General features: G+C 45.9%; 16 protein-coding genes. 5 read left to right on the top strand and 11 right to left on the bottom strand.

What is annotated here, in order from left to right; translation table 11 throughout:
• The first annotated feature begins 195 nt into the window (after positions 1-195).
• Positions 196-855, top strand: coding sequence for a type 1 glutamine amidotransferase domain-containing protein (locus GLV98_RS18090; protein WP_160917439.1), 660 nt, complete (start codon positions 196-198; stop codon positions 853-855).
• A 37-nt stretch (positions 856-892) separates the two neighbouring features.
• Here GLV98_RS18090 and GLV98_RS18085 read toward each other — a convergent pair whose 3' ends face one another.
• Positions 893-1,123 carry a hypothetical protein gene (locus tag GLV98_RS18085; RefSeq protein WP_160917438.1) on the bottom strand — a complete coding sequence of 77 codons (231 nt, stop codon included), beginning with the start codon at positions 1,121-1,123 and terminating at the stop codon, positions 893-895.
• Positions 1,124-1,283: 160 nt separating this feature from the next.
• Between GLV98_RS18085 and GLV98_RS18080 the strand changes: the two genes are divergently transcribed.
• Positions 1,284-1,700 (top strand): VOC family protein, encoded by a 417-nt coding sequence (locus tag GLV98_RS18080; RefSeq protein ID WP_160917437.1) that lies wholly within the window; start codon positions 1,284-1,286, stop codon positions 1,698-1,700.
• Between the two features lie 52 nt (positions 1,701-1,752).
• Here the strand turns inward: GLV98_RS18080 and GLV98_RS18075 are convergent, their stop codons facing one another.
• The 5 genes from GLV98_RS18075 to GLV98_RS18055 all read right to left on the bottom strand — a co-directional run bounded on the left by GLV98_RS18075 (position 1,753) and on the right by GLV98_RS18055 (position 7,078).
• The gene (locus GLV98_RS18075; protein ID WP_160917436.1) at positions 1,753-2,877 is read right to left on the bottom strand and encodes an NAD(P)/FAD-dependent oxidoreductase; all 1,125 of its coding nucleotides are present in this window, start codon (positions 2,875-2,877) and stop codon (positions 1,753-1,755) included.
• A 691-nt stretch (positions 2,878-3,568) separates the two neighbouring features.
• Positions 3,569-3,787: a hypothetical protein gene (locus GLV98_RS18070; RefSeq protein WP_160917435.1), complete on the bottom strand. Its 219-nt coding sequence runs from the start codon at positions 3,785-3,787 to the stop codon at positions 3,569-3,571.
• Positions 3,788-3,849: 62 nt separating this feature from the next.
• Positions 3,850-4,233: a carbonic anhydrase gene (locus GLV98_RS18065; RefSeq protein ID WP_160917434.1), complete on the bottom strand. Its 384-nt coding sequence runs from the start codon at positions 4,231-4,233 to the stop codon at positions 3,850-3,852.
• Between the two features lie 84 nt (positions 4,234-4,317).
• Positions 4,318-6,027, bottom strand: coding sequence for a DNA-binding protein (locus tag GLV98_RS18060; RefSeq protein ID WP_160917433.1), 1,710 nt, complete (start codon positions 6,025-6,027; stop codon positions 4,318-4,320).
• Positions 6,028-6,118: 91 nt separating this feature from the next.
• Positions 6,119-7,078: an MBL fold metallo-hydrolase gene (locus GLV98_RS18055; protein WP_423785020.1), complete on the bottom strand. Its 960-nt coding sequence runs from the start codon at positions 7,076-7,078 to the stop codon at positions 6,119-6,121.
• A 513-nt stretch (positions 7,079-7,591) separates the two neighbouring features.
• Between GLV98_RS18055 and GLV98_RS18050 the strand changes: the two genes are divergently transcribed.
• Entirely contained in the window at positions 7,592-7,954 is a 363-nt protein-coding gene (locus tag GLV98_RS18050) for a hypothetical protein (protein WP_202410126.1), read from the top strand.
• A 105-nt stretch (positions 7,955-8,059) separates the two neighbouring features.
• Here GLV98_RS18050 and cydC read toward each other — a convergent pair whose 3' ends face one another.
• Both cydC and cydD read right to left on the bottom strand, forming a co-directional pair.
• Entirely contained in the window at positions 8,060-9,769 is a 1,710-nt protein-coding gene (cydC, locus tag GLV98_RS18045) for a thiol reductant ABC exporter subunit CydC (RefSeq protein WP_160917432.1), read from the bottom strand.
• Positions 9,766-11,493: a thiol reductant ABC exporter subunit CydD gene (cydD, locus tag GLV98_RS18040; protein ID WP_160917431.1), complete on the bottom strand. Its 1,728-nt coding sequence runs from the start codon at positions 11,491-11,493 to the stop codon at positions 9,766-9,768. The genes cydC and cydD overlap by 4 nt, the downstream gene beginning before the upstream one ends.
• Before the next feature lie 1,353 nt (positions 11,494-12,846).
• Here cydD and cudC point away from each other — a divergent pair.
• On the top strand, positions 12,847-13,401 hold the full coding sequence (gene cudC, locus GLV98_RS18035) for a choline uptake/conversion transcriptional regulator CudC (protein ID WP_160917430.1): 555 nt from the start codon (positions 12,847-12,849) through the stop codon (positions 13,399-13,401).
• Positions 13,402-13,557: 156 nt separating this feature from the next.
• Positions 13,558-15,147: a sodium:solute symporter family protein gene (locus GLV98_RS18030; protein WP_160917471.1), complete on the top strand. Its 1,590-nt coding sequence runs from the start codon at positions 13,558-13,560 to the stop codon at positions 15,145-15,147.
• 63 nt (positions 15,148-15,210) lie between these two features.
• Here the strand turns inward: GLV98_RS18030 and GLV98_RS18025 are convergent, their stop codons facing one another.
• The 3 genes from GLV98_RS18025 to GLV98_RS18015 are packed head-to-tail and all read right to left on the bottom strand — an operon-like array spanning position 15,211 to position 16,884.
• Positions 15,211-15,729, bottom strand: a complete 519-nt coding sequence (locus GLV98_RS18025) for a topology modulation protein (RefSeq protein WP_160917429.1) — start codon at positions 15,727-15,729, stop codon at positions 15,211-15,213.
• Positions 15,730-15,733: 4 nt separating this feature from the next.
• Positions 15,734-16,444: a nucleotidyltransferase domain-containing protein gene (locus GLV98_RS18020; protein WP_160917428.1), complete on the bottom strand. Its 711-nt coding sequence runs from the start codon at positions 16,442-16,444 to the stop codon at positions 15,734-15,736.
• A complete protein-coding gene (locus GLV98_RS18015; protein ID WP_160917427.1) occupies positions 16,441-16,884 on the bottom strand; it encodes an NUDIX hydrolase in 444 nt (147 codons plus the stop codon). Before GLV98_RS18015 ends, GLV98_RS18020 begins: the two co-directional genes overlap by 4 nt.
• Between the last annotated feature and the right edge of the window lie 204 nt (positions 16,885-17,088).

Below are 17,088 nucleotides of genomic sequence, written 5' to 3'. Positions count from 1 at the left end.
ACCTTCCTTATATGCGCATATATTCATATATACACTTATCGTATGCGCAGCATTCCATTTTGTCAATGTATGCTCGCCCATGTTTTATAGTTTTTAAAACGGGAAATTCAATCTATGTGCGCCAAAGCAGAATGTTTGTCACTGTTGATTTTCACATATTAAAATAACATTCACTACCAAAGGAGGAGTACAATCATGTCTAAAAAAGTACTAATGGTCGTTACGAACCACGAAAAGATTACGGATGAGCAGCCGACAGGAATTTGGCTGTCCGAATTCGGTGAAGCCTATAACGAGTTTCAAAAACATGGCTATGAAGTGACCGTAGCAAGCCCAGAAGGCGGCCGGGCACCTGTTGATCCAGGTAGTGTCAGCGAAGATGAACCACAAGAGATTCTAGATACGAAACCACATTTAGAAAATACAACACCGATCGCAGATGTCGAAGCGGAAGATTACGATGCCATTTTCCTACCAGGCGGTCACGGAACGATGTTTGACTTCCCGGATAATGAAAAGCTACAAAAGCTGCTTCGTAATTTTTATGAAGCGGATAAAATTGTCGCAGCCGTCTGCCATGGCCCTGCAGGCCTTGTCGGCGCTACCCTGTCCAACGGTGAACCATTGGTCAAAGGAAAACGCGTCAATGCATTCACTGACGCCGAAGAAGTGGAAACGACGCTCGATCAACACATGCCATTCCTGCTTGAAAGCAAGCTGAATGAACTGGGAGCAACATTCGTGAGCGGTCCTAACTGGTCGGAGCATTTTGAAGTGGACGGCAACCTGATTACCGGTCAGAACCCGCAATCCACAGAAGTCGTTGCCAAAGAAGTCGTCAAACAACTAGATTAATATGTAAAGGGGTCCTGTGCCACAGGCCCCCTTTTTCTTATTCATCGTCGTCTTTCCAACGGCCGAACAAATACGCGTACAGCTTTTGGGCTACACACACAAATGAAGCAAGCCAGAAAATCAACAATCCGATGACGATCAACCCTTTTATCCACGTCAATCCAGTAACTATGGTGAAGATGGATGTTCCGAATAAAAGGAGAGTTACAACTCCGTGCAGTACAGCGGATGACAGGATTTTGAAACTATTGCTGATCCAGGCAGGCATAGAAAATCACCTCCTGCTCTACTTTATGTGATAGAGCCAAATCAGCTTGTACGTTTTGATAGATACTGTGAAAATGGGCCTTTAATGAGGACCCCCAGACCATTTGCTGGGCGTTCGTATGTTAAAATGGTTCTCAGAATGGCAGCAGAGGAGAATGAACGTGGAAAAAAGACTGGATCATATTGGAGTCGCTGTCCGCAACATCGAAGACAGCATCACTTTTTACACCAAAGTCCTTGGCGGAACTTTGATTGACCGTTATCGAAGTGAAGCAGAAGGAGTAGAAAGTGAAATCGCGATTATTGATATCAAAGGCGATCGTACAGAATTGTTAATGCCTACAAATAATACAACCTCCCCCATCGCTCGCTTTATTAAGCAAAAAGGAAAAGGGGTCCATCACATTGCCTATGATGTCGGGGATTTGGATCAAGCATTGAATGAACTAGAGGAGCAAGGCATCCGGACCCTGGAATGGTCATTACGGACTAACAAACACGGCCGACGTCTCATTTATTTGAATCCGGCCGATACCGAAGGAACAATCATCGAGTACTGTGACTACCCTGAGAAATAATGAAAAATCCATGCAGCCTCATGAGGCTGCATGGATTTTTATGTGGAGACATTTATTCAGACCCAAGCGCTTCGGATACATCATAATCCGCTGGATCAAGCTCGGTTTCTTTTCCTAGGACCAGACGAGCAAGTTCAGCGCCAACGTAAGGGCCGGATGTGAGTCCGGAAGCCCCTAGGCCATTGGCGACATATAAGTTCGACCATTCAGGGATGCCACCGAAAACAGGCAGGGATCCGGGCGTAAATGGGCGGAATCCGACACGCGTTTCAGCAAACGTGCTGTCATGGAGTCCCGGGGCCACTTCGAGTGCCTTATCAAACACATAATGCAGACCACCTACAGTAGACCTTCCATCGAAACCTGCATCGGTCTCATGTGTGGCACCAATGACCACACGGCCGCCCCCGAAGGAAAGCATATACTGATTGTTCGGTGGCATGATGACAGGCCAATCTTCCGTTTCCATATTCGGCAGGTCCAAATGAACGATTTGTGCTTTTTGAGGGTGAACGAGAAAATCAATCCCCAGTGGCTTGAGGATCGGTTTCGCCCACGCACCAGCTGTCACAATCACTTCATCCGCTTCATGACGTATGCCTTCCACTTCGACAGCGGTCACTTTCTGTCCTTCATGAATAAGACTAGCATCTCCATGAATCCTTTCCACCCCATGTTTTTCAGCTACACGAAGGAGCGCATCTCTCAACTCACGGCCATTGACGCGTGCGGCACCGCTGACATGAATCGCATCGTACCCATCCGCTAGCGGTGGAAACATTTTTTTCGCTTCTTCCGATGAAATCCTTGTGATTTCACCGATTTCAGGAGCGCCATCTTCTCGACGCTTCACTGCGCGTTCAATCGTTTTTTCTAATTTCGCTTCATCTCTTTGAAGACTGATCGCTCCTACGCGACGATAACCCGTCTTGGTCTCTCCTTCCGCTTCAAGCTGGCGGATCAGTTCGGGATAGTAACGAGCGCCGCCTTTGACGAGCCGGTACCAGCGCTTGTTACGGCGTTGAGCGAGCCACGGGCATACGATTCCAGCTGCCGCCTCTGTCGCCTGTCCGTCGTCTTTTCGGTCAATGATTTTCACGTCGACGCCTTCTTTTGCCAAGTGGTAAGCGACGGATGCGCCAAGCACTCCCCCGCCTACTACGATATATTTCTTCATAGGTAAACACCTTTTCATTCGTATTTTCATTACCATGACCATTGTATAAAAAAAGAAACCTCCACTCAAATCCCTATTCAACAATATGGCAGGATTCTTGAGTACTCGATTTCGAGACTTTTGTTATGAGGGTTGGGGCTGCGGGGAATGAGTCGCTTTCCGCGGGAGCGCGGTGAGCCTCCTCGGACTGCGTCCTGTGGGGTCTCTCCTAGCACTTTCTTCCCGCAGGAGTCTCCCCATTCCCCTCCGCCCCTTTACCAAGTGAGTGGCTCGAAACCACTTGTTGGAAACTCTACTTGTATGCTCAAATGAATGGAATAATATAAAACTCTATTCGGTGGTCATTACGAGCATGAAAGTTTCGTGTTGAGCGCTTTATGTATACTCCTGAGTGAAGGTGGAAGGCGGTCCCTCTGGGGATAGGGGTTCGTTTCTCTCCGGTATCGAATGGGGTGGTTGGGAAGCTGCGAGACTCCCGTGGGAATGGATTGGCTGGCGAGACCCCGCTGAGCGAAGCTCGAGGAGGCTTGCCGTCATCCCCACAGGAAAGCGAGTAGCTTCCCAGCCACCCCTGACGCACAACTCAGGCAACGAACCCCGTCGAAACTGAGTCATCCACAATCGGGAGCTTTAGTAGGAGATAAGGCAAAGGCAACCCCCGGAGTTTGGACTCCGGGGGTTGCCTTTAAAGTTATTTATTTAAGTTACACAAATACTTGTAGCAGGCTTCGATGTTGCTGACGCAATCATGAATGCCGTCACTTTCAATTTCAATTAAAGCAAAAGGATTCAACGTAATGGTATAGGAGGCGATGCGTAATCTCGGGTTCTCCTCCGTTAAAGTTTGCAGTGCTTCATAAACCGGATCCCGCTCTTTTTCAACGAAATCAAACCAGCTCGCTTGCTCCATACCGCCACTCCTTTGCGAATGTTCTCCTTAAGAACTATTCGCCATAAGGAAGAAAAATCCTCTTATTCTGTGATCACTTCTACTTCCCACTGATCGTTTACATATAAGCCGATGGCATCCACATTGAAGCCCCATGACTTCACAAGGTCTACAGATTCCTTGATTTGGCCGGCTTTCACATCACGATCAACAGGGTTTCCGGCACAATTGTAGTGGCCGACAACAGCCACAACGCCAGACCCGTGCTTGTCTACAGAAATGCCAATTTTCGTTTTTACAGCCTCCAGCTGATCTTCAGAGCCTTCCAACAAGAACTTCGTCGGACCGGCTTCTGTAATCATGTCGATGTATTCCGTCCTGTAACGTTCCTGCATCCAGTGGATGACCGGTAGTTGCACACGTCCATCCATACAATTAATTGCTGTTGCGAATGTTTTTTCTGCCATAAAAAATCCCTCCAACTATTAAAATTCTATATTTATTTTATCATAACAAAAAAGCAGCAGGTGCGGGTGCCCTGCTGCTTTTTGTCAATTGATGCCTTGAATTTGCATTTCTTCTACGGTGGCTGTGCCATTCTCGCGGATACGTGCTTGAATATCCACTTGATCTCCTTCTTTTAGGAAAATGGCAAGTGGGGCTTTGCTGGTGTTAACCGTATAGATGGTCGTTTCGCCTTCTAATAAAAATTGGACAGACTGCCTGGAGTCAGTAGAGGTGACAAGAACACGGTTAATCGTTCCTGACTTCTCTGTCAAGTCGACACCCTGACTCCCCTCCACGCTGCTAGGATCCTGAGCTATTTGCAGACGGTAGGCGTTCAACGTCTGCTTAGCCGTATCTCCAAAAACAGCAAAATCTGAATCTGCTGCCTTGATGTACGCATACTGCTTGAACAAGCCATTTGGATCAAGTACGTTTACAATCCATGTCGGGTGGCCGTCCACGTTATAGAGAACCGGCATCGTTCCTGTCCAGTTTTTCTCAGGATACTGTTTGTTTACAATCTGCACAGCTCCTTTACTATCCATGATCCCCTGATTTTGCTGACCATTGTAGTAGGTGAGGGCCCCTGTCCGGGCATTGATCAACGTATAACCAAGAGCAGAATCAATATTTTCTTTCGGTGATGCCATATCAGTGAAGTAGAACATTTCACCCGCTTCATTGAAAATCGGTGTAACACTGCTTTCAGTCCCCGACTCATTCGGGATCTTGACATCTTTTTTCCCAAAGATTGAATTTAACCATCCATTCACATATTTACCAAAGTACTCGTTTTCGATCGCTGCAAGCTCAGAGCTGACCGACCCTTCGACGAATTCAGGAGCATCAGAAGAATCATAGGTCTCGATCTCACCTGAAACCGGATCGACAATGGCCACTTTGATATCATTCATGTCCGGGCGGTTGGAAAACAGCAGCGGCTTATAGATCGTTTGGACATACCACGGCTTTCCTTCGTCATCGACTTCAATCTGTGCGTCTCCACTTTGAATATAATTTGGATGCTTCCCATAGACGACACGTTGCACATTGTGATTGAAGAAGCTTGAGTTCGTGTACCTCATCTTGCTCTGAACGAATTCCGGCTGTGCATTGATATTCGTAGCCGTAATCGTAAAGTATCCTTCCGTCTCTTTCCCTCGCAAATAACGCCAGAAGCTCGAAAACTCTACCGGTGCCACATATGCGATTTCACCATCAATTTGCTGGGCTTGCAGCTTTCCTAAATCATAGAACTGCGTATTCGGAACGACACTCATCGCTTTTTGCACCTTGTTCCGTGCAGATTCAGGCGCTACAGAAATGGGTGTGTTTTCCTCATTCAAAGGACGTGCTTCCTCTTCCTCTGATTTAGAAATGCTCTCATAACTGTCTTCCAAAGCTAGAATGCTGTAAATGAAAACACCAATCACCGCGACCGCCACGCCTAAAATAACGATTCCTGAAAGCGAGCGGTGCATCGTTTGATATTGCACCGGCACTTTGGCTCCACCATACACTAACGGAACAAACAAAACAGCGACAATCACATTGAGAATCAACATATTCGGTACCGTAATCGTCGGCATGAACGCATAAACGACGAAAAACATGACGATGATACCGAAAATCAGGACTTCCACTGTCGTTTTCATGATTTTCTTTCTTCTCATTCGATTCTTTACATAGACGATGATGGACAACGCCAAAAATAATAGAAAAGATAAGACCGTTGTCATTACTATTCCAATCATTATGTATCCCCCTTCTTTCTCCATAATCCATACGTTCAAGTACGGCGTTATGTTTCAATTATATGTGCAATCATGAGAAAAAGCAGAACAATTATGTTCTGCTTTTCTTCTTCAAGTAGTCGGCAAGGCCCATGGAACAAACATCGATATCCAATTTGAGAATATCATAGACCTTATGATCCTTCGGAATTCCTCTTTCATCTAAATAAGACGATACACGATCATGAAGCCGCTGTTGTACGCCCTCCAACCCTTGGCCTTGCTCTAAAGCATCCTTCGCTTCACTCACAAAAACAGGGACCCAGCCACTGACTTGGTCAAACGTTTGATCAGGATCCTCCGTCTTTCCGAAATGACCGAAATAGAGACAAGAAGGATTCATATCGCGAAAACGACGGATGCACTCAAGCATGGCATCCGGATCGAACTGGTTCGGTGAAGTCGTTGGCAAATAAAACGTCAGTCCATGATCTTCGGTTTGATGATAGCGAATCCCTGCCGTATCCCCTGTGAAAATCCCGTTACTCTGTGAATCATGAATGCCAAGATGGTGCTTGGCATGTCCGGGAGTATCATAGAATGTGAGTTTACGTTTCATTGAAAGCGTCAGCGTGTCTCCGTCTGTCTTTGTTTCCAGCTTCTCTTCTGGTATAGGAAGAATTGGGTCGAACAATTTATCAAACGCTTCTCCATATACCGCCTGCGCTCCTTGAATCAAACGTGAGGGATCTGCGAGATGCCGCTTCCCTTTTTCATGGACGATAACCTTCGCATTCGGGCACTCCTGCAAAAGCAGCCCTGCCCCACCTGCATGATCCAAATGGATATGCGTCAAAACCACGTACGCTACTTTTTCTTTCGGAATCTCCAACTCTTCCAAACCCGCCAGCACTCGCGGCACAGAAGGACTCGGACCCGTTTCCACAAGCGTAATGTCATCCCCTAACAAAACATATGTACCTGTACGTCCTTCAAACCCCATATCATAGCCATCAATCAAAAATACATCATTACCTAAATCCATCGGCGCTTTATTCTTCAATTCCTTCACCTCACCTTATGAATTATCTCTAGTGTACTAGAATTTAACAAATAATGATAACGCTTTCTTAAATGGCATGTCCCTATCTTGCCTACCTCCTTCTCCCCCAGGAGTTTCATAGCTTCCACCCCAAACTAGAGAAGCAGTCATAAAGTGCTTTATATCAGGATTTCAAGCTTATAACTACCAATGGAGAGAAATTTATATTATTCAATTCGCTTAAGCATACAAGGAGAGTTTCTGAGAAGTGGATTCGAGACAATTGCATGGCAAAGGGGCGGAGGGGAATCAGGAGACTCCTGCGGGAAGAGAGTGCTTGGTGAGACCCCACAGGACGCAGTCCGAGGAGGCTCACCGCGCTCCCGCGGAAAGCGAGCTATTCCCCGCAGCCCCCACCCATTCAATAAAAGTCTCGAAACTAAGTCTTCAAGAAACCTGCCATATTCTTTAATAACTCATATGAAATGGATTGTCACACTTTTAGGCTGGGTGAATATCATGGATTCTGAGGAGTTGGTTAAAATGACAGAAGAACGAAAAATGCACCAACAAGGTCATACACAGCCTTCCTATGAGCAGTGCAATAAAATGAAGTACTACCATGTCATGGTCCAGACCAAGGATGGACGCAGCTTTGATGGAGTCATCACTGACGTGAATCACGATAAGATGACGATCTTAGTCAGTGAAGATGTGATGGTCGACGAGGACGGGAACGCAATGGATGACCAACGCCAATATGGATATGGCCGCCGCCGTGCACGCCGCTTCCGTCGCCAAGTATTGCCACTAGCCGGTCTTGCTACATTAGCACTATTCCCATACTTGGCTAGTCCTTACCCCTATTACTATCCGTACGGCTACGGCTACCCTTACTACTACTAAGAAATATCCCAATCTACGTATCCTGATGTTCACTTATCTCAATTACATGGAAAAAATTACCGTACCAGGTCATCCATATTATGGAATATCCGGTACGGCATTTTTTTATGTGCTGAAGATGTTTTTTTCGATTTGTTTCATTTCGTAGAAGTATCCTTGTTTTTGCATGAGCTCGTCATAGGAACCTGCTTCTGCTACTTTCCCTTCAGCCATGACGATGATTTGGTCCATCTTTTCGAGACCGCTCAAGCGGTGACTGATGAGAACGACGGTATCTTGAGATGCGCGTTCATACAGGTGATCAAAAATCATTCGTTCGGTCAGGGCATCGACAGAGGATGTGGGTTCATCGAGCAGCCAAAGGCGCTTTCCTTTCAGAAAAGCTCTTGCTATGGACAGGCGTTGACGCTCCCCACCCGAAAGGTTCTCTCCTTTTTCGAAAACCGGTTGGTCCAGGTCAAATTCCAATCCCACCTCATTCAGCACGAGCTCCACCTCTTCATCTGAGAGGTCTTCACCAGCAAGCTGGAGGTTTTCACGTATGGTCCCGTAAAAATAATGGTTCTCTTGAAGGACGACGTTGCTGTTCGCCCAAATGCTCTCTTCTGATAGATTTTTCATGTCCATACCATTGACCATCAGCTCACCCGAAGAAGGAAGTTGGAATTTCATGAACAGTTGCAGGAGTGTTGATTTTCCGGATCCACTGGCTCCGACAATAGCGGTTTTACTGCCTGCCGGTATGGACACGGTAACACCTGTAAGTGCCTCTCTTTCTTCGTCTGGAAAACGGTAACTGACATTAGATACTTGGATATCAGGAGCCAGCTCCCCATCAAGGTTGTAGGTTGCAGACCCACGATCTTCTTCCTCTACAATGGAAAAAAGCCGTTCCGATGCTCGTTTGCTGTCATCAAGGTGGCTGGGTAGAACAGCCATCGGTGCTGCGTTTTCAAAGACTGTCAAAGAAATCATTACGAGCATGGCCAGAAACAGCCCATTCAAATCTCCCTCAGCCACAAGAATAGCGCCAAGACCTGTGACGATCCACGAGACGAGGAGGGTCGCAAACGTGTTCCATGAATGACTGGAAAGCACCTGGCGGCTGTCCCGCTCATCCTCTCGAATATAATCATCTGACGACTGCTGCAGCTTTTCTTTCCTATCATCAAGCTGCTGATAGATTTTAAGGTCACGGAAGCCGTACAGCCATTCCGCAGCTTCGGTCGATAACTCCCCACGTGCGTGTCTTAAGCGGCTGGCTAGTTTCCGTTGCTTCACCGTGTACCAGGCTGGAATCAACAGCCCCGTAACGACGAGGCCCAAAAGAAGAACGATGGCTACGGAAATAGAGAAGATGGATGTGAAAACAATCGTCCCTAAGAAAATGATGACAAGGACGACCGGTGGATAATACACACGCAAAAAGAAGTTTTGCAGACTCTCCACATCGCCTACAATCCGTGAAAGCAGATCTCCACTCCGGTATTTCTGAAAAATTCTCGGTGCATGAGGTTCTAATTTTTTATAAAAAGCAAGCCGCAGGTTACTTAAAATCGTAAAGGTTGCCCGGTGTGAGAAATACCTTTCCGCATAACGCCCGAGGGCTCTCGCAAATCCGAACAGCTTTAAAAAGGCAATGAGCACCGTCAAAGCATACAACGGAGGGATGAGCGCTGCTCTAGATATCAAGTATCCACTGGCACCAAACAGTCCGACCGCTGACATTCCGGCAAGAAAACCGAAAACGATGGAAAGCACTATGTCCCTTTTCTCCAATACGACTAAACGAATGACTTCCTTCAATTCTTTCATGCGGAGTCCCCTCCTTGCTGGACGGTCACCATATCTCTGTACTCCTTCACTGTTTTCAGCAGCTCTTCATGCGTACCTTTTCCAATAAGATGACCACGATCGAGCAGCAGGATCTGATCGGCGTTCTTGATGGTATGCAACCGGTGGGCAACGGTGATGATCGTCGCTGTTTTCGCAAGCTCTTCCATGGAGGCTTGTAACACCCGCTCCGTTTTCAGATCCAGACCTGTCGTCGGTTCATCAAACAAAATGACAGAAGGCTTTTTTAGAAACGTGCGCGCCAGAGCAAGGCGTTGTTTCTCGCCTCCAGAAAGTCCGCGTCCCGCTTCTCCAACAGGGGTGTCGTAGCCTTTTTCCAAGGATGTAATCAACTCCGCGATCCCCGCTTTCTCAGCGGCCTCGTGGATTTCTTCCTTAGAATGATTCCCTCGCCCGCCAATCGCAATGTTCTCAGCAATCGTTCCGGAAAATAAATACGGATGCTGAGAAATGTAGCTGACCTGGGAAAACCACTCCTTCTCCTCATAGTCAAAGAGGGGGCGGCCATTAATTTCGATCGCTCCAGAGGACGGTTTAGCAAGTCCGGATAAAAGGTGCAGGAGCGTCGATTTCCCCGAACCACTTTTACCGACGATGGCGACCTGGCTATAGGAATGGATGGTGGCCGTCAACCCTTCCATCGCAAAACCTTCCTCATATTGAAAACTCAATTGATCGAGCTTGATCTCAGGGGGCTGGTCACCTGCAAGCTTTCCACTTCCCCACTGAATGCCTTCCTCTTCTTTTTCAAGCTCTTCCGCCAACAAATTGGCAGCACCTGATGCGCCTCTCCCTGTATGAAAAGCACTCCCGAAGTCTTTCAGCGTCAAATAAAACTCAGGAGCAAGAATAAGAATGAAAAACGCGGTGAAAAAGGAAACACTCTCATACACGACGAGCCGAATCGCTATCTCCAATGCAATTAACCCGATGCTGAGCATGGAAATGAATTCAAGCATCAAAGAAGAGACAAAGGCGACTTTCAACACTTCCATCGTCGCATCACGGAAGCCTAGGCTGCTCGATTCAATTTCTTCCTTTTGCTGCTTGGAACGTCCGAAAAGCTTTAAGGTCGTCAAACCTTGAAGCGTATCAAGAAACTTTCCGGAGAACGTATTCAACTTCTCCATCTGTTCTTCCGATTTCTTTTTTGTCATCACACCGATGATCGCCATAAATAACGGAATAAATGGAGCGGTGATAATCATGATCAGCCCAGAATAGAGATGCTGGGTGAAAACGACAACAAGGATCATCAAAGGGATGATCATCGTCTGGATCATTTGTGGAATATAACTGCTGAAATACCCGTCAATCTCGTCCACGGAATCCATCAGCACACTGACCTTCCGCCCCGATTGGCCTTGTAAGGAGGCTTGAACGGGATTACGCGCGTATTTCTCAATGATGGACTGACGGTAATAACGCTTCGCTTTGGAAGCCAGCATGATGCCTGTACGGCCATTCAACCATGTAAACAGCGTTCGTCCAGCGAGCACCAAAAGCAACCCTACGAGAAGGGGCAGGATATCCTGAAAACGTTCCTCACCAAGGAAAATCCGGTCGACAATCGCCACGAAAAAATAGGATTGACCAATGATTGCGGCACCAATCAACACGGAGGTGAGGACCAACAGCATGAAAACTTTTCGATCTGAGAAAGCTAGTCTGCTGAGGTGCTTCATTTATATAAAACTCCTTATAAGCCATTTTGTGAAAAAATTCACATTACCATTATTATAATTCATGAAGCAGATGATTGCTAAAATTAAAACCGATGATTCTATGACAATTCTATATCATCGTCTCCTTAATAAACAGCTATCATACGTTACCCTTTGGACACTGGTTCAAGGCATCTTTTCTATATCATTTCCCTCTATGTAAAGATAAAGACATTCTGGTAGGTATGAAAAAGCATTCGTGATCCCTTGTCTTTTTACTGAATCACAATTTTACCTATTTGTACCTTTGACTCTACCGAAAAATGGACACGTTAAATGCAAGTCTCCAGGAGCTTAATGAAATAAAAAAACCCACAGGATTCATTTCCTGAAGGCTTACGTGAGAGGTTTATAATGTTGAAGTAACGCTTGTACGGCTGGTTTGTTTGCTGATGTTAACGGCTCATCTACAACTCTATCTCACGAAACGTGCACTGTGGTAGCCAGCCATAAGGTAACAAGTCCTGTACGACTAAAGAGGGGATTCAGATTTCATGGTCTTCTAATCATGATAGAAGCTCTCGCTGCTTTAACGGGTGAATGTCCTGTATCTTTTAACCAATGTCCCATATCTTTGATTCAATTTCCTCGTTCTTCTTTTCCCCAAAACACTCAAGATTTTGTGTACAGAAGTCGACAGACCGAAGCGGATCCTCCTGCTACAAATTTTGTTTTTTCACGTTCGCTTGACCAGTGAGAACCAGCCAGACCATATATAGTAGTGTGAGCAAGCAAAACGGCCTCCTCTTTATTCTTTAAAATTCCAATCGTCAAGACAGGCTAGGACGTCTCGTTTAAAACGATATGGACCATCTTCAGGTCGTCCATTGTGGAGATTCAGTAATCTCTCCCCGAGGACTTCCTTCTTTTTTTATCTTCCACGCTGTCCTCATAATTTTCATCAGTGATCCTACTGAACATATGCGTCCTTACAGAAGCGATTGAATTCAATCCTTTATGGAAAGCTGTCACGGTCCCAGTTCCGAATGATTTCCCCCGCGAGCATATTCTTCTCAAATTAAGAGTAGATGGATTCCATACGTCCTCCAATCCCCTAATTGCTCTCTTTTCCGACATCGTTAATTTTGTTAATAAAAAATTTAACTTTTTGAATACTTTTTACGTTAACAAGCCTTTGGAAGCTTGTCAAAGCGAAAATTTTTTTAAATCGGCTATAACCTATGAGATGATAGGGCTTAAGGCGATTTTTTTCTAAAATGGATTTTGACAAGCGATTTTTATTCGTTAAGATAAAGTCTGTAAAGAAAAAATTTAATAAAGTTAATTGCTTTTACGCCTGTGAGGAGGTTTTTAATGACAAATCATCATGAAGAAAGCTCCCGACAGACCATTGAGCACGCGAAAGGACTTGTGATCGATTCCATTGCGGAAACGATGGATTTGTATGGAGTGACCCGAAGTGCAGGGACCTTATATGGGACGATGTACTTTGAGGATGATATGACGTTGGATGAAATGCGTGAAAAACTCGGAATGAGTAAGCCGAGCATGAGTACAGGAGTGAAGAAGCTCCAAAATTACAATATTGTCAAGCAGACATTTCGAAAAGGTACACGCCGGCAGACTTTTGTCGCTGAGAAAGACTTCTTTAATTTCTTCTCCAACTTTTTTACGAAGAAGTGGTTAAGAGAAGCTAAAACCAACTTGGACGCGATCAAAGATGCCCAGAAGGAATTGAAAAAGGTAATGGAGGATTCCGAAGCGGACGAAGTTGTAAAACAAGAAGCTGACCAAGTCTATCAGCAACTAGAAGCATCCAAACCTTATTACCATTGGTTACAGAAGCTCGTTGACTCTATTGAGAGCGGAGAAATTTTTGATTTCCTTCCTGTTGACCAAGAAAAATAGGATACTGCCTCTCTAAATAACATTTCAACTGATTGTTATTCTAGGGAGACGTATGGACTTTATAATTTACAGAATATTCAGATAATAATAAAAGGAGTGATGTCATTGCAATCGAATCAACAACCATCTTTTTTCGCCAAAAACAAAGCCGCAATCATGCTCGGGACGCTTCTAGGTGTTTTCGTCCTCTACATGGCCTTCACAAATGAAAACATTCAATGGGGCGGATTTATCGCCATGATTGTTTTCTATGCCCTCGTCTATTACATCGGTGCAGTCTTCGCTACAAATAAATCCGGAACTCTAGCAGATATGATGGTCGCAAACCGCAGTTTACCCCTTGGAATCGCCATGTTTACAATGGCTGCTACATGGGTCGGCGGTGGATATGTCAACGGTACAGCAGAATTCACATACAGCGACGGTCTAGTATGGGCTCAAGCCCCGTGGGGATACGCATTAAGTCTGATTATTGGTGGTATTTTCTATGCCCGTAAAATGCGCCGCTATGAATTCCTCACCATCATTGATCCACTAGAACAACGTTTCGGTAAAAAAATGGCCGGGGTCCTTTACATCCCTGCTTTACTTGGAGAAATGTTCTGGAGTGCCGCGATTCTAACGGCTCTTGGCACAACCTTCGGTACCATCCTGAACATCGACTTTACAACATCGATCATCCTTTCAGGAATTATCGCCATCGCCTATACCGTAGCTGGAGGCATGTGGGCCGTCGCTTATACGGACGTTTTCCAAATGGCCATTCTATTAATTGGACTCATTCTCGTTGTGCCATTCACTTTAGGTCACGTTGGTGGTCTTGAAAACGCATGGAGCAACTATTCAGTAGAATTCGGTTCTTACGCTAATCTATTTCCACCCTTGAATGGATGGCAGGATCCCGCCTGGGGAAATTGGTTCTGGAACTGGATCGACTATGCCCTCCTTCTCATCTTTGGTGGTATTGCTTGGCAAGTGTATTTCCAACGTGTCCTTTCCGCTAAAAACGAAAAAACAGCGATGTGGTTATCCATTACCGCAGGAATCATCTGCATCATTGCAGCCATCCCTGCCGTTCTAATTGGAATCGTCGGCGTAAATATGGACTGGGCAAGCATGGGACTTCCAACTCCTGAGAACCCAGCAGTCATTCTGCCGCACATCCTCAGGTATTTGACACCTGAACTCGTATCCGCCATCGGACTTGGAGCTCTAGCGGCGGCGGTCATGTCCTCTATGGACTCTTCCATTCTTTCTGCCTCTTCCATGGCATCCTGGAATGTGTATCGTCCATTGCTTAAACCGAACGCAAGCTCTGAGCAATTGAAAAAAGTGATCAAGCGCACGATCATCATCGTCGGTGTCGGAGCGATGATCATCGCATTGAACGTCAAAAGTGTTTATACGCTGTGGTATTTAGCCTCCGACCTTGTGTACACGATTCTTTTCCCACAGCTTACGATGGCTCTCTTTTATAAAAATGCGAACCTCTACGGATCCATCGCCGGATTCTCTGTAGCGTTATTCCTTCGTCTAGGAGGCGGAGAACCAGCAATGGGACTACCGGCGTTCCTGCCGTATCCAATGATCAACCCTGACGGAATCGTCTTGTTCCCGTTCCGTACACTCGCATGTATTGCGGCCTTCGTTATGATCTTCGTTGTATCCGAGTTAACGAAGAAAAAATGCCAGCCTCAGCCACTTCTCATACCAGAGGAAAGAGAAGAAGAGGAAAAGGCTTCCTAATAGATGCAAAAAGCGCTCCAAAAAATTGGAGCGCTTTTTCTATGTCAGGATTTCAAATCTTTTCTATGACAAATGATCAAGAAACTCTTGTATATCTTCTTTTGACCTTAATTGAATGACCCGCTTCTCACGACCGATCTCTTGAAACGATAGAAGCCTCTCCTGCATATTCTTTTTCCGCTTTCGATAGGTCGTAATGATAAATTTCAAAAAGTCTGCTTCCATTCTTTCACTACACCCTTCCCCCAGGTCTGGGCGTGTGCTCCCACGATGGGTCCACCAGCGCTTCAAGACCCGAAAGAAACAAGTCGTTAAAGGTAATTCTAAGTAAATGATCGTATCTGCCTTCTCAGCTCGTATCTCATACGTATTTCTATAATTCCCTTCCATAATCCACTGGTCTTTGTCTACAACGGCTCTCTGCCTCGCTGAGAAATCTTCAAGGGTCGCTTCCTGCCATCCCGGCTCCCAATAAAAACGATCGAGGTGATACACATCTATATCAAGCTTCTCTCCTAGTTTCTTTGCAAACGTCGATTTGCCTACACCTGCAGAAACACCCAGCACCATGATTCTGTTCACTGGTCTACCTCCTTTTCGATTTTCCAATTGAAAACCCTTCGAACAACCGACCTCCATATGGATTCAGCACCTCTTCCACTAACACAACGACGCCTTCCTTCTCGTCATTTTTATAAAAATGATCAAAACGCCGAATCAATCGCTCTGCAAAAACTTCATCATAGTTTCGTAGTGACCGTGCCATCCATTTCGACGATCCGCTCCATCGTCCATTCGCTCGCAGATAAAACTCACTTGTCTGCTCTGCTAGTTTTGCTGCTATGAAAAGAGCTTCCCCACGGTCTGTGCAGCCAACGAAATCGTCCAAGGCATCCGTAAGGAAATATCGCTTAAGCAAGAGGGTTTCCTCTGACCAAGGGGTTGGCCCCTTCTTCAATAGATCCGCCGCTTCGCTTTTAACAGCTTCCAAACGATCATCCCACTTCAGGACCTGCCCCTCTGTCACCATTCGCGGCATCGAAGGCTGCCCTCTCTCACAATCACTATTGAAAAAACCACGATAAGAAGACCAATTATGTACGAAAACCTCGACAGGCCAATGGCCCGTATAAAAAGACTCACGAAAAGAAGACGTTACTTTCGAATCGAAAACCACGATGTCCAAATCCGATGTGTTTGTCGCCTCTCCTCTGACAATGCTTCCTGCAAGAAGAGCGGCATCACAATCAGGGAAGCGCTCTGCAATCATATCTTTTGCAGCCTCAAATGCCTTCATCCGCTCACCCTTTCCAGAATGATTCGTGCCCTCTTATCACTATTGTGCGGGAGAGAGTCACGGCTGAAATACCTCAAATCCAACGTTTCTTTGGAATTCACTCTGAGTTCTCCATGAATCTCGGAAGCTATAAAACAAGCAATGACATTATAAACCTCATCCCCATTTGGGTACCGGTAAAAAAAGTCTTCCCCTGAAAACGTGGCGACTTGCCTCACGTGTCCAGCTACAAGTCCCGTTTCTTCTTCCAGCTCCCTGACCGCTGTCTGCTCCAGGGTCTCTCCAGGCTCCATAGCCCCTCCAGGCAGCCCCCATTCTTTTGTATCCTTTCGATACTGAAATAGCAGCTCACCCTGCTCATTCTCGACGAGAACCGTGGATCCTGCAACGACAAGCGGCTGTGTACCAATCTTTTTTCTTATTTTTTGTACATAGTCCATGTCACGCCCCCTAACTCTGAATATTCAGTATATCAAATAAACCACCAAATCTTGCTAACAAACTCACCAATATTGATGAAGAACCTGAACAGCTAATGAGCTAAGATTCAAGTATATGGCAGGATTGTGTAAGACTCAGCTTCGAGATATTCGGTGTTCGTTTGCCGTATTGAAAGTCAGGGGTGGTGGGGAACGGTGAGACTC

Origin of the sequence: Halobacillus litoralis, assembly GCF_009856415.1 — a bacterium.
GTDB classification, from domain to species: Bacteria; Bacillota; Bacilli; order Bacillales; family Halobacillaceae; genus Halobacillus; species Halobacillus litoralis_C.
Note: the sequence above shows the minus strand (reverse complement) of the source record. Positions and strands in the feature narration are given on the sequence as shown.

Coding starts and splice junctions, on each gene's coding strand:
- GLV98_RS18070 (WP_160917435.1), bottom strand. CDS start 3,787: ATGGAGCAAGCGAGCTGGTTTGATTTCGTTGAAAAAGAGCGGGATCCG.
- GLV98_RS18020 (WP_160917428.1), bottom strand. CDS start 16,444: ATGAAGGCATTTGAGGCTGCAAAAGATATGATTGCAGAGCGCTTCCCT.
- GLV98_RS18085 (WP_160917438.1), bottom strand. CDS start 1,123: ATGCCTGCCTGGATCAGCAATAGTTTCAAAATCCTGTCATCCGCTGTA.
- GLV98_RS18075 (WP_160917436.1), bottom strand. CDS start 2,877: ATGAAGAAATATATCGTAGTAGGCGGGGGAGTGCTTGGCGCATCCGTC.
- GLV98_RS18060 (WP_160917433.1), bottom strand. CDS start 6,027: ATGATTGGAATAGTAATGACAACGGTCTTATCTTTTCTATTATTTTTG.
- GLV98_RS18030 (WP_160917471.1), top strand. CDS start 13,558: ATGCTCGGGACGCTTCTAGGTGTTTTCGTCCTCTACATGGCCTTCACA.
- GLV98_RS18050 (WP_202410126.1), top strand. CDS start 7,592: ATGACAGAAGAACGAAAAATGCACCAACAAGGTCATACACAGCCTTCC.
- GLV98_RS18090 (WP_160917439.1), top strand. CDS start 196: ATGTCTAAAAAAGTACTAATGGTCGTTACGAACCACGAAAAGATTACG.
- GLV98_RS18065 (WP_160917434.1), bottom strand. CDS start 4,233: ATGGCAGAAAAAACATTCGCAACAGCAATTAATTGTATGGATGGACGT.
- GLV98_RS18015 (WP_160917427.1), bottom strand. CDS start 16,884: ATGGACTATGTACAAAAAATAAGAAAAAAGATTGGTACACAGCCGCTT.
- cudC (WP_160917430.1), top strand. CDS start 12,847: ATGACAAATCATCATGAAGAAAGCTCCCGACAGACCATTGAGCACGCG.
- cydD (WP_160917431.1), bottom strand. CDS start 11,493: ATGAAGCACCTCAGCAGACTAGCTTTCTCAGATCGAAAAGTTTTCATG.
- cydC (WP_160917432.1), bottom strand. CDS start 9,769: ATGAAAGAATTGAAGGAAGTCATTCGTTTAGTCGTATTGGAGAAAAGG.